The organism is Methylocystis sp. (assembly GCF_051061285.1).
GTDB lineage: Bacteria > Pseudomonadota > Alphaproteobacteria > Rhizobiales > Beijerinckiaceae > Methylocystis.
Map to the genome: position 1 here is coordinate 222,098 of NZ_JBPFEA010000024.1, position 18,788 is coordinate 240,885.

Consider the following 18,788-nt stretch of genomic DNA (forward strand, 5'->3'; position numbering starts at 1 on the left):
CCGACCTGCCGACCTGCCGACTAGGGCTCGCCCATGAAAGCCGCCGTCGTTGTTTTCCCCGGCTCCAATCGCGAAGGCGACATGGCCCGCGCGCTGAAACAGGCGACCGGGCGCCCGCCGGCGATGCTGTGGCACGCCGACCATGAACTCCCCGCCGGGACTGACCTTGTCGTATTGCCCGGCGGTTTTTCCTACGGCGATTATCTGCGCTGCGGCGCGATCGCCGGCCGCGCCGCCATCATGGACGCGGTGCGGGCGCATGCGGCGCGCGGCGGACTGGTGCTCGGCGTCTGCAACGGCTTCCAGATTCTTTGCGAAAGCGGCCTGCTGCCGGGCGTGCTGATGCGCAACGCCAATTTGCGCTTCGTCTGTCGGATGCAGCATCTCAAAGTCGAACGCAACGACACAGCCTTCACGCGGCAATACGCAAAGGGCCAGACGATCGAAGTCTGCATCGCCCATGGCGAGGGCAATTACGAAGCCGACGACGCCACGATCGAGCGGCTTGAGGGCGACGGCCTTGTCGCCTTCCGCTACTGCGACTCGGCCGGCAATGTCGGCGGCGAGTCCAATCCCAACGGCTCACGCAACGATATCGCCGGGATTTATTCGGACAGGCGCAATGTGCTCGGCCTGATGCCGCATCCCGAAAATCTCATCGACCCGCTTGTGGGCGGAGTTGACGGCCGCTGGCTTTTCGAGAGCCTCGCCCGCGCGGCGTGAACAAAACGAGACGACCGATTGTCATTTCCCGAAGCGGCGTCAAAGGCATGCCAGCAAGAAGGAGCGGCGCAATGAGCTATGTCGACGGTTTCGTGATTCCCGTGCCCCTGGGCAAGAAGGAAGATTACCATCAGGCCGCCGCGCAGATGTGGCCCATCATGAAGGAGTGGGGCGCTCTACGCGTCGTCGAATGTTGGGGCGACGACCTCCCCGACGGCAAAGTCACCGACTTCAAACGCGCCGTCGCCGCCGAGAGCGGCGAAAACATCGTGTTCTCATGGGTGCTATGGCCGTCCAAAGACGTGCGCGACGCGGCGCACAAGAAAATGCACGAAGACCCGCGCATGAAGGACATGCCGATGCCGTTCGACGGCAAGCGCATGATCTTCGGCGGCTTCGAAATACTGATGGACGAAGGCCAGGGCTGACTATCGCCGCGCCGCGCGCGCGACGTTCCACAGCGCGCGCTCGGCCTCCATTTGCGCTACGCCGGCGTTGGCGCGCGCGCGCGTCTGCGCGGCGCGCAGCGGCTCGATCAGCGCGCCGAGGCGCGCGGATGACCAGCTCTTGAGCTGCTCGTCCATCAGCGCGCGGTGCATGAAGCCGAAGCCGGCGCGCATCAGCGCCGAAACGCCAGCGTCGGGTCGCCCGCCCTCGCGCTCCATGGCAAGACGGGCGCGATGCAGCGCCACGGCGTAGCGCAGCGCGCCGATGAGAAGCTGCTGCGCGTCGCCGTCCTGCGCGAAATAGCCGTCGAGCGCCGCGCCGATATCGGCGGCGCCGGCGAAAGCCGCCGTCACCATCCGGTCCGAGGCGATGTTCGAGGCGTGCGCGACGATCGCTTCGACGTCCTCGGCCTCGACGTGTTCGCGGCCATGCATATAGAGGGCGAGCTTTCCAAGCTCGGCGCGACTCATCAGCCGGTCTTCCCCAAGCGCGCCGAGGAGCAGGCTGCGGGCCTCGGGACTGGCGACAAGGTCGGCGTCGCGCAGGCTGCGCTCGATCAGCGCCTGCAAATCCGCTTCCGCGTCGGGCTGGCACTCGATCGCCGCGCCCTGCTTGGCGCCCTCGACCAGCTTGCGCAGCGGCGAGTCGCGCCTCAGCGCGCCCGCTGTGAGCACGATCGTGCAATGCGCCGGCGGCGCGCCGATAAGCGACGTCAGCGCCGGAATGACGGATTTGGCGCCGGTCTCGACGAGGATGGCGCGCCGTCCGCCAAAGAGCGGCGTGGTGTTCGCCTCGTCGAGCAGCGCCAGCGGGTCGGAAGCGACCGCATCGCCGCTCATCTCGACGAATTGGAAAGGATCGCGGCGATCGTCGACGCGTTTTTCGACGAGCGCGAGCGCGCGCTCGCGCACCATGCCCGCGTCGGCGCCGAAGACCAGGAAAAGAAAAACGCCCTCGGGCGGCGCGGCGATGAAGCGTTCGGCGTCGCGACTCTTGACCGCCGTCATGAGGCGCTATTGTCCGTCTCCGCCGTCAATAGCGAACGACGGCGGGCGGCGGGACCGGCGACAGGCGCGTGGCGAGCACGGTGGCGACTCTGGTGCGGATCGAATCGGCGATGACCCGGGCGTTGCGGATCTCTGCGTCGCGCGCGGCGCGCACATTGGAGAAGCGGTTCGAGAAACGATCGTAGCTCGCAATGTTGAACGCCACGCCCTTCGTGACCTCCACCTCGTCAGGCAAGGTGACGAGCCGATATTCGGCGTCGACGATCACCGTCGCCGACGTGGCGCGGCCGGTCACTGTGTCGAGGATCGGCGTCTGCACGCGCTCGCGGAGCACAACCATCAGACGGTAGCGCGGCGGCGGCTGCGAGCCGGTGCCGTTCAGCCCGAAGATCAGGTCGTTCCGGACATAGTGACCGAGCCGCTGCGGAATTTCGTCAACTGCGATCGACTGCAGCTCGGCCGCGAGCGGCGCGGAGTCGAGACCAAATCCTGCCGGCGCATAAAGCGGCTGGATGCAGCCGGCGAGCGGCAGGGCGGCAGAAAAGACGGTCATCACAACCAGGAGCCTCATCCTGAGGAGCCCGCGCAGCGGGCGTCTCGGAGGATGCTCCAGAAGGCGCAGCGAGGAGCCCTCGACCACGCCTTTCAGGCGCTCCTCAGGGTGAGGGCGTTGTGGGTCGCTCGAAACGCGGAAAGCCTGGGACGCGCGACATGCGGTTTCAAACCACCACATTGACGATCCTTTTCGGAACGAGAATGAACTTCCTCAGCGGCTTGCCTTCCATGGCGCGCTGAACGCCATCTTGCGCCAAAGCCTCTTTGCGAATCGTTTCCTCGTCGGCGTCATGGGCGACAAGAATTTCGGCGCGCTTTTTGCCGTTGACCTGCACCGGCAGGCTTATCATCTCCTGGGCCAACAGGGTAGGATCGGCTGCCGGCCAAGGCGCTTCAGCAACCAGACCTTTGTGGCCCAAATCGGCCCAGCACTCCTCGGCGACATGCGGCGTCATCGGCGCGACAAGCCGAATGAGCGCGTCCGCCGCCTCGCGGAAGGCGAAGGCGAGATCGGCCGGAACCGGCGTTTCGGTCACGGCGTCGAGCGCGCTGGTCAGCTCATTGGCGAATTCGCGGATGCGGGCGATGGCGCTGTTGAAGCGCAACCGCTCGATATTTTCGCTTGCCTGCGCGATCGAACGATGCGTCGCCTTGCGCACGGCCAGCGCGAGATCGTGAAACGCCGGCGGCGGCTCAGCCCCGACGGGCGCGGCGACTCGCCCCAATTCGCCGGTCAACCGCCACAGGCGCTGGACGAAGCGCCATGCGCCCTGCGCGCCCTCGTCCGACCAGATGACGTCGCGATCGGGCGGGCTGTCGGACAGGACGAAGAGGCGCGCCGTATCGGCGCCATAGCTCGCGACGATGTCGTCCGGGTCGACCGTGTTCTTCTTCGACTTCGACATTTTTTCGATCGGGCCGATCTCGATCTCGACATCGCCGTCGAGGAGAAAGGCGCGGCGGCCGCCGTCCTTGGCCTCGACGCGGATCGCGTCTGGCGCGACCCATTGGCCGTCCGGCGCGCGATAGGTCTCATGCACGACCATGCCCTGGGTGAACAGTCCGGCGAAGGGCTCGGCCACCGCGGCGTGGCCGCTGTCGCGCATGGCGCGGGCGAAGAAGCGCGAATAGAGAAGATGCAGAATCGCGTGCTCAATGCCGCCGATATATTGATCGACCGGCAGCCAGCGCGCGAGCGCCTCGGCGCTCGCCGGCGCCGTCTCATTATGCGGATCGGCGAAGCGCGCATAATACCAGGACGAATCGACGAACGTGTCCATCGTGTCGGTCTCGCGCCGCGCCGGCGCGCCGCAAGAGGGACACGGGACATTTTTCCAGCTTGCGTGGCGATCGAGCGGATTGCCGGGCTGATCGAAGGAGACGTCTTCGGGCAGCCGCACCGGCAGATCGGCCTCGGGAACCGGAACCGGGCCACAGGTCTCGCAATGAATGATCGGGATCGGGCAGCCCCAATAGCGCTGGCGCGAAATCCCCCAGTCGCGCAGCTTGTAATTCACCTTTCGCTCGCCCTGGGGATGGCCGAAAAGCGCCGTCGTCGTCAGACGGTTGGCGACGTCGTCCTTCGCCTGCGGCACGGTCATGCCGTCGAGAAAGCCGGAATTCACCAGCCTGCCCTCGGCCTCGAAGGCTTCGCCGCTCTGGGTAATCTGCTTTTCGAGCTGCTGCGGATCGAGACTTTCCGGGCAAACCACGACCTTGAAACCGAGCCGATATTTCGTCGCGAAATCCAAATCGCGCTGGTCATGCGCCGGGCAGCCGAAGATCGCGCCCGTGCCATAGTCCATCAGGATGAAATTCGCGACATAGACCGGCAGCGTCCAGTTCGGATCGAACGGATGAACGACGCGCAGCCCCGTGTCGTAGCCCATCTTTTCCGCAGTCTCGATCGCTTCCGCGGACGTCGCGCCGCGTCGGCACTCGTCGGCGAAGGCGGCGAGCGCCGCGTCCTTCTCGGCAGCGGCCTTCGCCAGCGGATGGTCCGCGGCGAGCGCCACGAATTTCGCGCCAAACAGCGTGTCGGCGCGGGTGGTGAAGACTTCGATTTCTTGCGCTGCTCCGAGCGGCTGCGCGAGCGCGAAGCGCACGAGCATGCCTTCCGAGCGCCCGATCCAGTTGCGCTGCATCAGCCGCACCTTATCGGGCCAGCGTTCGAGCGCGTCGAGCGCGGAGAGCAGCTCTTCGGAATAGTCGGTGATCTTGAAGAACCATTGCGTCAGCTCGCGCTGCTCGACCAGCGCGCCTGAGCGCCAGCCGCGCCCGTCGATGACCTGCTCATTGGCGAGCACGGTCATGTCGACCGGGTCCCAGTTCACCTTCGACTTCTTGCGGTCGACGATGCCGGCTTTCAGGAAATCGAGGAAAAGCTTTTGCTGGCGTCCATAATATTCCGGATCGCAGGTCGCGATCTCGCGCGACCAGTCGAGCGACAGCCCGAGCGTTTTAAGCTGCGCCCGCATCGCCGCGATATTCGCGTATGTCCATTGCGCCGGATGCGCGCCGGTCTGCGCCGCGGCGTTTTCGGCGGGAAGGCCGAACGCGTCCCACCCCATCGGATGCAGGACGTCGAAGCCCTTGGCGCGCATGAAGCGCGCAATGACGTCGCCCATCGAGTAATTGCGCACATGGCCCATGTGCAGCCGGCCCGAAGGATAGGGAAACATCTCGAGCACGTAATATTTGGGCGCGCCCCCACGATCGCCTGCCTTAAAAGACTGTTTTTCTTCCCAAATTTTTTGCCAGCGGGGCTCCGACTCGGCAAAATTATAGCGTTCGGGTCTCATCTTGCTGGCGCGTCCGGGTCAAAAGGCTTGCGGGATTGCGCCTCTAATGCCGGGCGGTCCGGGCGATGTCAAAGGCAGGAGCCATTCGCAGAGCCCCGAAAAAGCTCGGGGGCCGCAAGCACGGCCCCCTACAGTTCCCCATGAACTCAGGCCTTCGCCGAAAGTCCGACGGTGATCCAGCTGACGCCCTCGAAGATCAGATTGATCGCGAGGAAGAGGCCAAGGATATAGAGGCCCGACATCGGCCACTGGGCCAGGATCATCCCGCCCAACACGATGCTGATCACGCCCGAGAACGCCACGAGGCCCCAGGGGCCGACGTCGCGGATGTGCCAGGCGAGGACCAGTTTGAACAGCCCGGCGACGATCAGCGCAACGCCGATTATCGCCGTCAGCGACACCGCCGCGAGTAAAGGATCGCGGAAGACCAGAAAGCCCGCGACGATCGTGATCAGCCCGATCACGCCCCACAGCAGCGCCCTGGTCCAGGGCCGGATCTGAACGGCGGTGATAATCTCCATCGCGCCGGCGACGAGCATCGCCGCGCCGACATAGAACACGGTCACCAGCGTAGCGGTCGTCACGTCGTAGAGCGCAAACAGTCCGCCGGCGAGCATGAGCGCGCCGAGCGCGACGATCCATCCCCATTTGCGGCGCAGATGATGCAAATGCATCGCGCGCCCGTCGTAAATCAGGCTGTCATTGACCATATCGGCCTCCAATTCGGTAGGAACAATTATTGGTAGGCGGGACGCGTTTCTCAATGATGAATGTTGCGACGATACCGCCCCTCGCCCTGCCCCTCGCCCGCCGGAAGCTTAACGCGCCGGACTGCGCGAAGTTCCGCGCTGCGAAGGCGTAAAAGATTCGGCGCTTGACCCGGCCGCCGAAATCGCGATTTTCGCGCCATGGGAGCCGCCGATCGCCTCGAATCGACACGCGAAGCGATTTGCCGCGCTGCAGTCGACTGCGGGCGCGATCCGGCCTCGGTCACGCTCATGTGCGTCACCAAGACCTTTCCGGCCGAGGACGTGGCGCCGCTGCTGGAAGCGGGCCATCGCGTCTTCGGGGAAAACCGCGTGCAGGAGGCTTTGTCGAAGTGGCCGCCGTTGCGCGAAAAATATCCGGACATCGAATTGCATCTCATCGGCCCGCTGCAGTCGAATAAGACGCGCGAGGCGGTCGAGCTCTTCGACGTCATAGAGAGCGTCGACCGCGAAAAGATCGCCAAGGCGCTGTCCGAGGAAATCGCCAGGACGGGCAAGCGCCCGCGGCTTTTCGTGCAGGTCAACACCGGCGCCGAGCCGCAAAAGGCCGGCGTCCTTCCCGAAAGCGCCGACAGCTTTTTAGCCGCCTGCCGCGACGCTTATGGATTGAAAATCGAAGGGCTGATGTGCGTGCCGCCCGTGGGCGAACAGGCGTCTCCGCATTTCGCGCTGCTCGCCGACATCGCCGCGCGCAATGGAATCGCCGAACTCTCCATGGGCATGAGTTCGGATTTCGAACTCGCGATCCAGTTAGGGGCGACCTATGTCCGGGTCGGCTCGGCGATCATGGGCGAGCGGGACTATCCGGCCTCTCCGCCTGCAACAGCTGGATGAAGAAAACGCGCACATACCCTCTCCCATGGGGAGAGGGTGGCTGCGAAGCAGCCGGGAGAGGGGTTTGAATCTCTGCAAGATCGCACCATAGGAAAGAGAGGCTCTTGCCCCTCACCCCGGTCCTTCGGACCGACCCTCTCCCAATGGGAGAGGGTGAGCGCGCCCTCGATTCAGCTCATCTCAACAGCGCCTATCCGATCAATACCGCGACCTTGCGTCCCAACCGCGGCAGAAGCCGCGCCAAGTCGCGGGCGCGCAATGCGACGCAGCCGGCCGTGGGCGAAAGATCATCCGTGGCGATGTGAAAGAAAATCGCGCTGCCGCGACCGCGCACGCGCGGACAAAGATTATAGCCCATCACGCCGACGGCGTCGTAAAGCGCGTCCTTGCGCCACATTTCTTCATGGCCAAGGCGCGACGGCGCATGCAGCGGCCTGTTATAAAGGAACGCGCGCGGATCGTCGCACCAGAGGTCGTGCGGCCGCGTGCGCCGCCATGGCAGGCGCAACGGCGCGGGCGCGCGCAGGTAAAAATAGAGGAGCGGCCAGCGGCCGGCCGGACTCGCGCCGTCGCCTTCGCGCTTGTTGCGCACAACGCCGCTGCGACCTAGCGCGCAAGGAAGAACGAGCGTCCCGGCGATCAGCCTTCCCTCGTGTGGACGCCCGCCAATGCTCCGCGCGACGCGCAGCACGGCCAGTCCGGCAGGTTTCGTCCGGTTCGTTATGCGATGCATGATGCGTTATATGCGCCGCTCGCCGGCGCGTCTGACCGCCTATAGCAGGAATATTCTCTTCGACGCGAGGAGCGACCCCGGCCGATGTTCTTTCCGCGCGCTCTGGTCATCGCCGCCGAACCCCAGTTGCGGGCGACGCTCGTCGAGCAATTCGCCGCGCTCGGCCGCTATGCCCTGCGCGACGACCCGCTCGGCGCGCCGGGAGAAGATTGGCCGGATGCGGCGATCGTGGACGAAGCCCATTGCGACCCTGAGGCGCTTGCCGATGCGCGCGCGCGCGGCTGCAGGACGCGTGTCGTGCTCATCGCGGATGGGCCGAAATCGCCGCCGCAGGGGGTCGACGCCGTCGTGACGCGTCCCTTCCGCTTTACGGAATTGGTCGCGCTGATAGATTCGACGCCTTCTCGGGCCGCTATCGGCCCCTATCATTTCGAGGCCGGCGAACTCCGGGCGCCTTCTGGCGCGCGCTTGAAGTTGACCGAAAAAGAAACGGCGATTCTCGCGAGGCTGGCGCGCGCACACGGCGCGACGGTGTCGCGCGCGGCGCTGCTGCGCGACGTGTGGGGCTACGGCCCGAATATGTCGACCCGTACGCTCGAAACGCACATTCATCGTCTGAGACGCAAACTCGAGCCGTCGCCCGAACGGCCGCGCTGGCTCAAAACCGAAGGCGACGGTTATCGGCTCGCCGCCAGCGAAGAGGACCCCGCGTCTTAACGCTTACGCCGCGCCGCCGGCGCATATAGAGATAGCGTGGGGGACGCCGAACAAAAGTGACATGACGCTGGACGACGATATCGACAATCTCGCGCGCATCCCCCTCTTTTCGATCTTCGAGCCGAACGCCCTGCGTATGCTCGCGCTTTCCACAGAAACGCGCCTGCTGCGCGCCGGCGACGTCCTGTTTCGACGCGGCGAAATGTCGGACGGCGGCTATGTGCTCACCTTGGGGTCGATCGCGCTGACCGTCGCAAACGACGGACGTCCTCAGTCGAAGATCGTCCGGCCCTGGACGCTGATCGGCGAAACCGCCCTCCTCGCGCCCTCGACCCGCCCCGCCGCCGCGACCGCGCAGGAGCCGGCCACGGTGCTTAAGATCATGCGGCCATTGTTTCATTTGATTTTGGAGCAGCATCCGGCGACCGCCGCTCGCGTGCGCGATTTCTTTCGTTGCAGGCTTTTGGATTTCATCCACGATATCGGCGCCGAGGCGTCGGCGTCTGACAGCGACGTGGGGCGCTTAACGTAAACGCCAAAAAAAGTCACGTTTCAGCCTCTCGCAGCGGATCAATTTCCGCCTAAGTAAGTTGTTAGTGCGGCGTGAGCTCCAGGGGAGTTTGCGGCGCAGCGCGGCGGGACGCCGCGCCAGTAGGAGGATGAACGATGCGAAAAGGCCTGAAATTGGCGCTGTCCGGCGCGCTCTGCAGCGCGACATTGGCGACCGCCGTTCCGGAAGCGATCGCCGGGCCGATGAGCGCGCCCGATCGGTCGGTTGTGGCGCCTTCGAGCCCGGTCGAAACTGTCTGGTATCGTCGCGGCTCGGGCTATCGCGGCGGCTGGGGCCGGCGCTACGGCTACCGGCGCGGCTATTACAACCCCGGCGGCGCCATCGCCGCGGGCGTGGGCCTCGGACTTTTGGGCGCCGGCCTCGCGGCTTCGAGCGGTTACGGCGGCTATTATGGCTACCCCTATGGCTATGGCTATTACCCGAGCGCCTACAGCGGATGGGGAGATCCCTACGGCGGCTGGGGCGGCGGTGGCTGGGGCGGCGGCGGCTGGGGCGGCGGCTGGGGTGGAGGCTGGGGCGGCGGCGGCTGGGGCGGCGGCTGGGGCTGGTAAGCTCAATATTTCTCCAGGCAGTCTGAACGGCGGCGCGGGACTCGCGCCGCCTTTTTGCCGTTCCCGGAGACGAATTGTAGAAGCGGACTCCGCGTCCCCGCGGCGCCGACAACCACGCGAGGCCTCCGCTCCAAAATGGGGAATTCACAGGCGACCACGATCGCAACGACGCCCTTCGCCGATCAACGCCCGGGCACATCCGGCCTGCGCAAGAAAGTCGAGGTCTTCAAGCAGCGCCACTATCTTGAAAACTTCATTCAATCGATTTTCGACAGTCTGGAGGGATATCAGGGCGCAACATTCGTCGTCGGCGGCGACGGCCGCTATTACAACCGCGAGGCGATTCAAAAGATCCTGAAGATCGCCGCCGCCAACGGCGTCGGCCGAATCGTCATCGGACAGAGCGGCATATTGTCCACGCCCGCAGCCTCGGCGCTCATTCGCGGGCTTACGGCCTTCGGCGCAATCGTGCTGTCCGCCAGCCACAACCCTGGCGGCCCGCACGGCGACTTCGGCGTGAAATACGATGTCGCGAATGGCGGTCCGGCGCCCGAGAAGGTGACGGACGCGATCTACGCGCGCACCCGCGAGATCACGTCGTTCAGGATCGTCGAAGCCCAAGACGTCGATATCGACAGGCTTGGCGAAACGCGCGTCGGCGGCATGCGCGTCGATGTCGTCGACAGCGTCGCGAATTACAAAGCGCTGATGCAGACGCTCTTCGACTTCGATCGCATCCGCGAGGCTTTTCGGTCGGGCTTCACCTTCACCTTCGACGCCATGTCGGCCGTCACCGGCCCCTATGCGCGCGTGCTGTTCGAAGAGGAACTGGGCGCGCGGCCGGGCAGCGTCATCAATGCGACGCCGCTGCCCGATTTCGGCGGCCATCATCCCGACCCCAATCTCGTCCACGCCAGGCATCTTTATGATCTCGCCATGTCGGACGCCGCACCCGATCTTTGCGCCGCGTCGGACGGCGACGGCGACCGCAATCTCATCATCGGCCGCGGGTGTTTCGTCACGCCCTCGGACAATCTCGCGATCCTCGCGGCCAACGCCACGATCGCGCCGGGCTATCGCAAAGGCGTCACAGGACTTGCGCGATCGATGCCGACAAGCGCCGCCGCCGACCGCGTCGCGGAAAGGCTCGGCGTCCCGCTCTACGAGACGCCGACAGGGTGGAAATATTTCGGCAATCTGCTCGACGCCGGCCTCGTGACGATCTGCGGCGAGGAAAGCGCCGGCGCCGGCTCCGACCATGTGCGCGAGAAGGATGGGCTATGGGCGGTGCTGTTCTGGCTCGACATTCTCGCCGCGCGCAAGGAGAGCGTCGACGCCATCGTTCGACAACATTGGACGACCTATGGACGCAATTATTATTCGCGTCACGATTATGAGGAAGTCGCGAGCGACGGCGCCCATGCGCTGATCGACGCGCTGCGCCAACGTCTGCCGACTCTCAAGGGCCAATATCTCGGCGGCCTTGAAGTCGCGACGGCCGACGACTTCGCCTATCACGATCCGGTCGACGGCTCCGACTCGCAGCATCAGGGCCTGCGGGTGATCTTCGCCGACGGCTCGCGGATCGTTTACCGGCTATCGGGCACCGGCACGGCCGGCGCGACGCTGCGGGTTTATATCGAGCGCTACGAACCCGATCCCGCGCGCCAACATCTGGAGACTCAGGCGGCGCTCGCCGATCTCGTAAGCCTGTCGCGCGAAATTGCCGCCATCGAACGCTATACGCAGCGCGCCGCGCCGAGCGTCATCACCTGAGCCCCCCAAGGCCGGTGAATAGGATTCAGTCGCGTGAACGACCCTCCAATGCGAGCCAAGAGGCGCAATGGAAATCAGCGAAGACGAACCCAAGACTCTCAGCGAGCATCCCTTCCGCGAGGCGGTTCTCGCGGAGCTGCACGCGCGGCCGTTCCTGCCGCTCGACGCGCCGCGGCGCGTCTATCACTACGCCTTCGCCACGGACCACGAAGCGGCGGCGGCCGATCGTGAAGCGATCGGCGCGCTCGCGCTCGCGCATGGCGTGCTGGCGCCCGATCCGGGCGGGCGATTCCACTACTTTATCTTTGGCGACTGGCGGCTTCGCTGGGAGCAACATAGCGAATTCACCACCTACAGCTGGTCGACCGGCGTCGGCGCCGATATCCCCTTCGCGCATGCCGATCCGTTCAAAGCAGGCGAAATCGCCTTTAAGCCGCCGGGCGTTCTCATCGTTGCGACGCAGCTCTGCGTCGTCGACGGCGCGCGATCGGTCGAAGAGCTTGCATCCTATTTCAATTCGCAGAGTCTTTGCGTCGTCGGCGTCGAAGATCGCGACGCGCAGGTTCTGACCGACTTCGCCGTCGACGCCTATGGCTTTACGCGCATACTGATCCGCGGAAAGGCGCTGCCGCGTTTCGAAGCCGGCCGTCTCGCGCAGCGCGTCCTCGAGATCGAAACCTATCGTACGATGGCGCTGCTGGGGCTGCCGCTCGCGCGGCAAGTGTCGCCGCAACTCGCCAACATGGAGCGAGAGCTTTCGGGCATCACCGAAGCGCTGAACGAAGCGCATGATATGCGCGTCAATTACCTTTTGCTGAAACGGCTCTCGGACCTGCTCGCGAGCGGTCAGGCGCTGTCGACGCGCACGGCCTTCCGTTTCGACGCGAGCCGCGCCTATCGCGCGCTGGTGAAGAACCGCCTGTGCCAGCTGCAAGAACGGCGCGAAGGACAATATGTGACGATTTCAGATTTCCTCAATGCGCGCCTTGATCCAGCGATCGAAACCTGCAACGCCGTCGAGGCGCGCCAGACCCGCTTCTCGGCGCAGGTCGAGCGCGCGACCGATCTGATGCGCACCGGCATCACGCTGGAGATGGAGCGGCAGAACAGCGCGCTGCTTGAAGAGATGAACCGCCGCACGCGTTTGCAGATGCGGCTCAACCGCATCGTGCAAGGAATCACGATCGCCGGGCTCGCCTATTTTCTCACCGGCCTCTTCAGCTTTATCGCCAAGGGGCTCAAGGCCGCCGGCGCTTTGCCGCCGCAGGTTTCCGCCGATCTCGTCGCCGCCCTCGCGATGCCGATCGCGGTGCTCATCGCTATCGCGTTCATGGCCCGCGTCCACAGATTGTCGCGAGAGGCGGCGGAGGAGGAACACTTGGATTAACGTCTATTCGACGTCGAAGGGCGCGACTCCGGTCGGCTGGCCATTCTCGCCAAGCGTGATTTTCTCGATGCGGGCTTCGGCCTCGGCGAGAAGCGCCTCGCAGCGCGCCTGCAGCGCCTTGCCGCGCGCATAGAGCTTCACCGACTCGTCGAGCGACACGGCGCCTTTCTCCAAGTCGGCGACGATGCGCTCAAGCTCCTGCATCGCCTGTTCGAAGGGCATCGAGGCGATATCAGCGGCGGCGTCGGGCTGCTGTGTCATGGCGTCTCTCATAGACGAAGCGCGCATCCTTGGCTATGCGGCGGCTGAGCGATCGCCGGGCTCGGCGCGGCCGACGATGCGCAGAATCGCCGGAAATTCCTCGCGCGTGCGGCGCTCGATCTCGTCAAGCGCATCATGGGCGCTTTGCACGGATACGGCCGCGTCGAGACGGCCGCGGAAGTTGACGACGATGCCTCCCGCCGTTTCGCGGACTCGCACGTCCCGCACTTGCGCCGGCGGTCGGGTCTGAGCGGCGACGCGCGCGAGCGCCGCTTCAATCGCGCCGGCAAGCCCGGGATCGGCGACCTGCGCCGCAAGCAGTTGCATTTCCAGCGGCTCGATATGCGTGTCGACTTCGGCGTCGGTGCCGAATTCGTCGCGCAGCGCGCTCTCGAAGTCGGCGGCGATCGCGTGCGCGCGGCCGAGCGGCATGGCGCCATCGAGTTCGACGTCGACGCCGATCGATAGCCTGCCCTCGATCTGCTGGGCGATGACATGATGGGCGTGGATGTGGCGACGCGCCCCAACCAGCAGGATGCGTTCCGCGATCGTTTCGTCGTCAAGCGCCCGCGGCTCGATCGACAGCGTGACCCGGGCGCGCGGCGTGACTGTGGCGATCGCTTCGGCGACGGCCGATTTGATGCGCGCCGCCTGCTCGACGCGCAAGCCGCGCGAAACGCCGATCGTCGCTTCGCCGATGATGTCAGGGCCAATCGTGCGCAGCCGCAGCGAATCGATCGCGATGACGCCCGGCACGTCGACGATCGCCCTCTCGAGACGCGGCGCCATTTCGCGTGGCGCGGCGTCGAGCAGAGTGTCGATCGTGCGACGGCCCAGCCGAAACCCCGCGATGGCGATGAAGGCGGCGACGCCCAAGGCGGCGAGCGCGTCGCCGCGCTCGAACCCATAATGCGCCGCAACGAGACCGAGCAGCACCAGCGCCGATGACACCAGATCGCTCGAAAAATGCAGCGCGTCTGCGGCCAGCGCGTCGCTGCCCTCTTCCTTTGCGATCCGCCGCAACTGCCGCGAGCGCACGAAATCGACGACGATCGAGACGACCAGAACGCCATAGATCGGCCAGCCGGCGTCGATCACGACGTCCGTTTCCTGCAACCGCCGCCAGGCTTCGCCGACGATGAACAAGGCGAGGCCGAAGAGGAAGCCGGTTTGGATCAGCGCGGCCAGCGCCTCATATTTGCCATGGCCATAGTGATGTTCCTCGTCCGCCGGCTTCTCTGCTTCGCGCACCGCGAAGAAGGTCAGCACTGTCGCGCCGGTGTCCACGAAGGCGTGCCCGGACTCGGACAGCAGCGCGAGCGAGCCGGACCACAGACCGGCTGCGAGCTTTGCCGCCGCGAGTAAAGCGCTGGCGGCGATCGACGCCTTGGCGGCCGACAGCTTGACGCTCGGCGCCGCTCGAGGAACAGCCTTCGTCTCGGTCACGTCGCTAGGCACCTATGTTTTGGGAGCGCCAGCGCTCTAGCAGGCGCCCGGCGCGGGCGCAATCCGCGCCCGCGGAACGCTATTATTATGGCGGACGCATCAGATAGGAGCCGCATATGAGATTTCTGCACACCATGATCCGAGTCGGCGACCTCGACCGCGCGCTAGCGTTTTTTTGCGGCGCGCTCGGACTACAGGAGGTGCGCCGCACCCAGAACGAAAAGGCGCGCTATACGCTCGTCTATCTCGCCGCGCCCGAGGACGCCGCGCAAGCCAAGGAAAACGGCGCGCCGATGATCGAACTCACCCATAACTGGGACGAAGACGCGTATGCCGGCGGGCGCAATTTCGGTCACATCGCCTTCGCCGTTGAGAATATTTACGAGGCCTGCGCGCGGCTGCAGGCGGCAGGCGTGACGATCAATCGGCCGCCGCGCGACGGCCATATGGCCTTCGTGCGAACGCCGGATTTGATCTCCATCGAGTTGTTGCAGAAGGGCGCGTCGCTGCCGCCAACGGAACCCTGGGCTTCGGCGCCCAACATCGGAGCCTGGTGAGAATTCCGCGGCGCGGCGTGATCTTTTGCGCCGCAGCTACGAATTTTTTAGCTGCTCGGAACTATTGCTCTAGCCACGAGTTTAGTCTGGAGTCGTGCTGTGGCCTCAGCTCGGCTGATCATTATGTTGTTGAAATGCTGGCGAACTTCGTCGCGAAGCTGTCACGGCTTTCAGTTAGAAGGCAGCAGCGCACGGCATGGGGAGCGAACGTCTCTCGGCTCTTGCGCCGACAGCCTTGTTCGCCGGGCTTGAGAGGTCCCATCCGATCGTCGGATGCGGAATTTTTTCATCACTCATACAGATAACGTTCAGCTTAACTGGATAGCTTGGCGGAAACCGACGCGCCTCATGGCGCGAGGAAAACTGATGTCGCGGAGATAAAGAAAACCGCGGCCAACAAAGGGTTCCAAAACATGGAACGTTCAAGGGCGGAGGTCGTCATGGTCATCGTGGATCTGATCAATTCCTGCTCGAACGACAAGGTCGCACATGCCGCCTTGGCCTGCATTGGCGGCGGCTTCGCCGAACGCGTGCGCGCCGCGGCTGAAGAGAAAGGCGTCAGCGTCGGCAAATTCGTCGCGCTGGCGGTGCGCGAGTTCGCGAGCCGGTCGGATGAAGCCGCGCAAGAGGCGCTTCGCGCCAAGGTCGTCCGCGACGACCAGCCTCTGCTCAGAGGATTGCGCGAGGTTCTCCAAGTGGCGCTGGAGCGCGACCCCTTCTTCTTGGACAGCGAGGCCATGGCGGCGACGCCGCCCTACGCCTTCAGCGCCGCGCGAGAGAATGCGCTGCAATATCACTGACGCGGTCTGATTTACGTTCATAGAATGGCGGCCCGCTTCGGCGACGTCGCCATTTGCGCGTTTAGGCCTACATGAGAGTGTCGTAAGACAGTTTTGGGCCAGGATGACGCATTTTCTTGACCAGGCGCAGATCGCCGCCATCTTAGCGACCTATGGTTATTGGGCGATCTTTATCATCGTGGCCCTGGAAAGCGCCGGCATTCCGCTGCCCGGCGAAACCATGCTCGTCGGCGCGGCAATTTTCGCACGGCTCTCCGGGACGATCGCCATCGAGAATATCGTCGTGGCGGCCGCTGCAGGCGCGATCGTCGGCGACAATATCGGCTATTGGCTGGGGCGGGAGTATGGAACGAAGCTTCTCGAACGCTACGGCCATCATGTCGGGCTCGGGCCGGAGAAGCTGCGCCTGGGCCAATATCTCTTCTATCGGTGGGGCGGCGCGATCGTCTTTTTTGGCCGCTTCGTCGCGTTGCTGCGCATTCTCGCGGCCTCGCTCGCGGGCGCAAACCATCTGCCGCCTGGCCGTTTCTTCATTTATAACGCGTCGGGCGGCGTCGTTTGGGCCTGCTTATTCGGCTTTGGCGCTTATTACCTGACGGCCGGCTTCGAAAAAATCGAAGGTCCCATCGCGATGGCCCTCGCCGGCGGGCTCGTCATCGGCCTGTTTGCGCTTTGGCGCTACTATAAGCGGCACGAGGCGCGGCTGATGCGGGAAGCCGACGCCATGCTGAGCCAGCGACGCTAGATCTCTCCAATTTTTTGAACCGCGCTTAGCCGAAACGGGCGCCCATGCGCGCGTCGATGAGCGCGCGGTTAAGTTCGCGCGCCAGCTCCGCTTTCTGATCCGGCCCCAAAAAGGCGCCGATCTCAATGCATTCGCCACGCGAGATCAGGGCCACCCGCTCTGTCCCGAATTCTTCGTGGATCGTTTGCTCAAGCCGCACCCAGGAAGGGTTAAAGCGCCATTCCTTTCGTTGTCCGCGCGCGCCGATTTGCGCGAAAACGAGCTCCAGCGGCGTGAGGTCGAGCGTCTCATGACTGCGGGCGGCGCGGAAGCTGACGCGGAAGGCGAGATAGAGACCGACCGCATCGAGGCCCATGAAGCCGGCGACGGGCCAGGCGCCCATAAAGAAGAACGGCAGCGCGAACAGCAGCTGTCCCAAGCAGAAGATCATGATGAAAAGGTAGAAGGCGTGCGGCGTCATCGACCGGTGCGGCGTCAGCCGCGCTTCGTAAATTTTCCGCTCGAAGGGGTCGGACATTTCTCCTGCCGGCTTTGTCCCTCAGATTCTAAAAGTTATAACGCGCCCATGGCGGAAACAAACAGTCAGCGCGCGCGCGTCACCAAAAAACCGCGCGCCGGCCGGCGGCCGGCGGCCGCTGAAGCTGCGCGCATCGAAGAGATTTTTGCGCGTCTCGCAGCCGCGAATCCCGAACCCAAGACCGAACTCGGTTACAAAAACCCCTTCACGCTGCTCGTCGCCGTCGTGCTGTCCGCGCAAGCGACCGACGCCGGCGTCAACAAGGCGACTCCGGCGCTCTTCGCGCAGGCCGACACGCCCGCCAAGATGGCGGCGCTCGGCGAAGAGCGCGTGCGCGACCTGATCAAAACGATCGGCCTCTACCGCGCCAAGGCGAAAAATATCGTCGCCCTGTCGCGATTGCTGGTTGAACGTCATGGCGGAGACGTGCCGCGCACGCGCGAGGAATTGACGGCGCTCCCCGGCGTCGGCCGCAAGACCGCGAATGTCGTGCTCAATGTCGCCTTCGGCGAGCCGGTGATCGCGGTCGACACGCATATTTTTCGAGTCTCCAACCGGCTGCCGCTCGCAAGCGGCAAGACGCCCGAAGAGGTCGAAGCGGGCCTGGAACGCATCGTGCCAGAGAAATATCTGCTGCACGCGCATCACTGGCTCATTCTGCACGGACGCTATGTGTGCAAGGCGCGCAGGCCAGAATGCCCGCGCTGCCTGATCGCCGATCTCTGTCGGTTCAAAGCCAAGACGATCTGATCTTCCGATCCTTCCAGCCCACGCCGGCGATGAAGACAAAGTCACAGACGCGCGTCGGGCGACGTGGGATTTTTTTAAAATCAAGCCGAAGGTCTGAACGCTGTCGGAGAGGAACCGCGATGAATTACAAAATGGCGATCATCATCATGGGCGGATTGCTGCTTGTCGCCGCCATGATCCCCTACGCCTACCAACCGCGATGCACGACTGCGGAATGCACGCCGGAGCGTCCGTATTAATCCGCCAGACGGCGATCCGAGACGCCTGCCGTGCAGGCGTCTCGCAATGTTCTCGCGTCAATTGACCTGGCAGGTCGACTCATATCTTCCGCAGGCCCGGGCGTCGCCTCTGTCGCAGCTCTGCTTCCAGGTCCGGCAACCCGGCTTTTTCCACGGCTGGCTTTCAAATTCGCTCGTTCGTTTACGTACAGGCACGCAATTATCGGTTTCCGGAACGGGCCGCGTTCCGGGCGGGCAGCCATGCATCAAATGGCCTTCCTCGCCGCGACCCGGCCGCTGTCGCTGGCCGCTGTCGACGCAGAACTTCTGGGAGATGAAGCACGTCACCCTCCCGCCTTCCCGGCAAGACGACGAGGCGGTTTGGTAATGAACATTGCCGCTCCCATAATTGCCTTCAAGCCTTCGAACCTCCACCAGTCCCTTGTTGTTGGCCTTCGAAAGCGCTTCTTCTCTGGAATAGCCGCTGGCCGAAGCCTGCAACACGCCGCAGAAAGCAAAGGCGCTTCCCGAAAGAGAAACCAACGAGAGAAACATTGTGGCCGAGATAAGCGCAATATGTCTGAAGCTCATGCAGCCCCCTTTTCGCCCCAGCTCAGGCTAAGCC

At 64.4% G+C, this 18,788-nt stretch carries 21 protein-coding genes; 12 read left to right on the forward strand and 9 right to left on the reverse strand.

All coding sequences use genetic code 11. The features are described from left to right. Nucleotides 1–33 precede the first annotated feature (33 nt). Nucleotides 34–723: a phosphoribosylformylglycinamidine synthase subunit PurQ gene (gene purQ, locus ACR65T_RS08730; protein ID WP_434496112.1), complete on the forward strand. Its 690-nt coding sequence runs from the start codon at nt 34–36 to the stop codon at nt 721–723. Between the two features lie 71 nt (nt 724–794). Further along, on the forward strand, nt 795–1,151 hold the full coding sequence (locus ACR65T_RS08735) for a DUF1428 domain-containing protein (protein WP_434496113.1): 357 nt from the start codon (nt 795–797) through the stop codon (nt 1,149–1,151). Here ACR65T_RS08735 and holA read toward each other — a convergent pair whose 3' ends face one another. The 4 genes from holA to ACR65T_RS08755 form a co-directional block, all read right to left on the reverse strand. Beyond that, nucleotides 1,152–2,177 (reverse strand): DNA polymerase III subunit delta, encoded by a 1,026-nt coding sequence (gene holA, locus ACR65T_RS08740; RefSeq protein WP_434496114.1) that lies wholly within the window; start codon nt 2,175–2,177, stop codon nt 1,152–1,154. 25 nt (nt 2,178–2,202) lie between these two features. Beyond that, entirely contained in the window at nt 2,203–2,730 is a 528-nt protein-coding gene (locus tag ACR65T_RS08745) for a hypothetical protein (protein WP_434496115.1), read from the reverse strand. Nucleotides 2,731–2,896: 166 nt separating this feature from the next. Then, nucleotides 2,897–5,533, reverse strand: coding sequence for a leucine--tRNA ligase (leuS, locus tag ACR65T_RS08750; protein ID WP_434496116.1), 2,637 nt, complete (start codon nt 5,531–5,533; stop codon nt 2,897–2,899). Nucleotides 5,534–5,679: 146 nt separating this feature from the next. After that, on the reverse strand, nt 5,680–6,243 hold the full coding sequence (locus ACR65T_RS08755; protein WP_434496117.1) for an HdeD family acid-resistance protein: 564 nt from the start codon (nt 6,241–6,243) through the stop codon (nt 5,680–5,682). Nucleotides 6,244–6,441: 198 nt separating this feature from the next. Here ACR65T_RS08755 and ACR65T_RS08760 point away from each other — a divergent pair, with 198 nt between their 5' ends. Next, nucleotides 6,442–7,134, forward strand: a complete 693-nt coding sequence (locus ACR65T_RS08760) for a YggS family pyridoxal phosphate-dependent enzyme (protein ID WP_434496118.1) — start codon at nt 6,442–6,444, stop codon at nt 7,132–7,134. Nucleotides 7,135–7,324: 190 nt separating this feature from the next. Here ACR65T_RS08760 and ACR65T_RS08765 read toward each other — a convergent pair whose 3' ends face one another. Continuing rightward, on the reverse strand, nt 7,325–7,867 hold the full coding sequence (locus tag ACR65T_RS08765; RefSeq protein WP_434496119.1) for a L,D-transpeptidase family protein: 543 nt from the start codon (nt 7,865–7,867) through the stop codon (nt 7,325–7,327). Nucleotides 7,868–7,951: 84 nt separating this feature from the next. Between ACR65T_RS08765 and ACR65T_RS08770 the strand changes: the two genes are divergently transcribed. The 5 genes from ACR65T_RS08770 to ACR65T_RS08790 all read left to right on the forward strand — a co-directional run bounded on the left by ACR65T_RS08770 (nt 7,952) and on the right by ACR65T_RS08790 (nt 12,869). Continuing rightward, nucleotides 7,952–8,584 carry a winged helix-turn-helix domain-containing protein gene (locus tag ACR65T_RS08770; protein WP_434496120.1) on the forward strand — a complete coding sequence of 211 codons (633 nt, stop codon included), beginning with the start codon at nt 7,952–7,954 and terminating at the stop codon, nt 8,582–8,584. 61 nt (nt 8,585–8,645) lie between these two features. After that, nucleotides 8,646–9,116, forward strand: a complete 471-nt coding sequence (locus ACR65T_RS08775; protein ID WP_434496121.1) for a cyclic nucleotide-binding domain-containing protein — start codon at nt 8,646–8,648, stop codon at nt 9,114–9,116. A gap of 134 nt (nt 9,117–9,250) precedes the next feature. Then, nucleotides 9,251–9,706, forward strand: a complete 456-nt coding sequence (locus ACR65T_RS08780) for a hypothetical protein (protein ID WP_434496122.1) — start codon at nt 9,251–9,253, stop codon at nt 9,704–9,706. A gap of 135 nt (nt 9,707–9,841) precedes the next feature. After that, on the forward strand, nt 9,842–11,482 hold the full coding sequence (locus ACR65T_RS08785) for an alpha-D-glucose phosphate-specific phosphoglucomutase (RefSeq protein ID WP_434496123.1): 1,641 nt from the start codon (nt 9,842–9,844) through the stop codon (nt 11,480–11,482). A 67-nt stretch (nt 11,483–11,549) separates the two neighbouring features. Next, nucleotides 11,550–12,869: a DUF3422 family protein gene (locus tag ACR65T_RS08790; protein ID WP_434496124.1), complete on the forward strand. Its 1,320-nt coding sequence runs from the start codon at nt 11,550–11,552 to the stop codon at nt 12,867–12,869. 3 nt (nt 12,870–12,872) lie between these two features. Here the strand turns inward: ACR65T_RS08790 and ACR65T_RS08795 are convergent, their stop codons facing one another. Both ACR65T_RS08795 and ACR65T_RS08800 read right to left on the reverse strand, forming a co-directional pair. Further along, nucleotides 12,873–13,130, reverse strand: coding sequence for an exodeoxyribonuclease VII small subunit (locus tag ACR65T_RS08795; RefSeq protein WP_434496125.1), 258 nt, complete (start codon nt 13,128–13,130; stop codon nt 12,873–12,875). Between the two features lie 33 nt (nt 13,131–13,163). Further along, nucleotides 13,164–14,576 carry a cation diffusion facilitator family transporter gene (locus tag ACR65T_RS08800; RefSeq protein ID WP_434496126.1) on the reverse strand — a complete coding sequence of 471 codons (1,413 nt, stop codon included), beginning with the start codon at nt 14,574–14,576 and terminating at the stop codon, nt 13,164–13,166. Between the two features lie 116 nt (nt 14,577–14,692). Between ACR65T_RS08800 and ACR65T_RS08805 the strand changes: the two genes are divergently transcribed. The 3 genes from ACR65T_RS08805 (at nt 14,693) to ACR65T_RS08815 (ending at nt 16,678) form a co-directional block, all read left to right on the forward strand. Beyond that, nucleotides 14,693–15,133 carry a VOC family protein gene (locus ACR65T_RS08805; RefSeq protein WP_434496127.1) on the forward strand — a complete coding sequence of 147 codons (441 nt, stop codon included), beginning with the start codon at nt 14,693–14,695 and terminating at the stop codon, nt 15,131–15,133. Nucleotides 15,134–15,573: 440 nt separating this feature from the next. Beyond that, on the forward strand, nt 15,574–15,933 hold the full coding sequence (locus ACR65T_RS08810) for a hypothetical protein (RefSeq protein ID WP_434496128.1): 360 nt from the start codon (nt 15,574–15,576) through the stop codon (nt 15,931–15,933). Nucleotides 15,934–16,036: 103 nt separating this feature from the next. Then, entirely contained in the window at nt 16,037–16,678 is a 642-nt protein-coding gene (locus ACR65T_RS08815) for a DedA family protein (RefSeq protein ID WP_434496129.1), read from the forward strand. A 25-nt stretch (nt 16,679–16,703) separates the two neighbouring features. Here the strand turns inward: ACR65T_RS08815 and ACR65T_RS08820 are convergent, their stop codons facing one another. Beyond that, entirely contained in the window at nt 16,704–17,195 is a 492-nt protein-coding gene (locus ACR65T_RS08820; protein ID WP_434496130.1) for a DUF2244 domain-containing protein, read from the reverse strand. A 48-nt stretch (nt 17,196–17,243) separates the two neighbouring features. Here ACR65T_RS08820 and nth point away from each other — a divergent pair, with 48 nt between their 5' ends. Then, a complete protein-coding gene (gene nth, locus ACR65T_RS08825; RefSeq protein WP_434496131.1) occupies nt 17,244–17,945 on the forward strand; it encodes an endonuclease III in 702 nt (233 codons plus the stop codon). A 296-nt stretch (nt 17,946–18,241) separates the two neighbouring features. Here nth and ACR65T_RS08830 read toward each other — a convergent pair whose 3' ends face one another. Next, on the reverse strand, nt 18,242–18,754 hold the full coding sequence (locus tag ACR65T_RS08830) for a hypothetical protein (protein WP_434496132.1): 513 nt from the start codon (nt 18,752–18,754) through the stop codon (nt 18,242–18,244). Nucleotides 18,755–18,788: the final 34 nt, after the last annotated feature.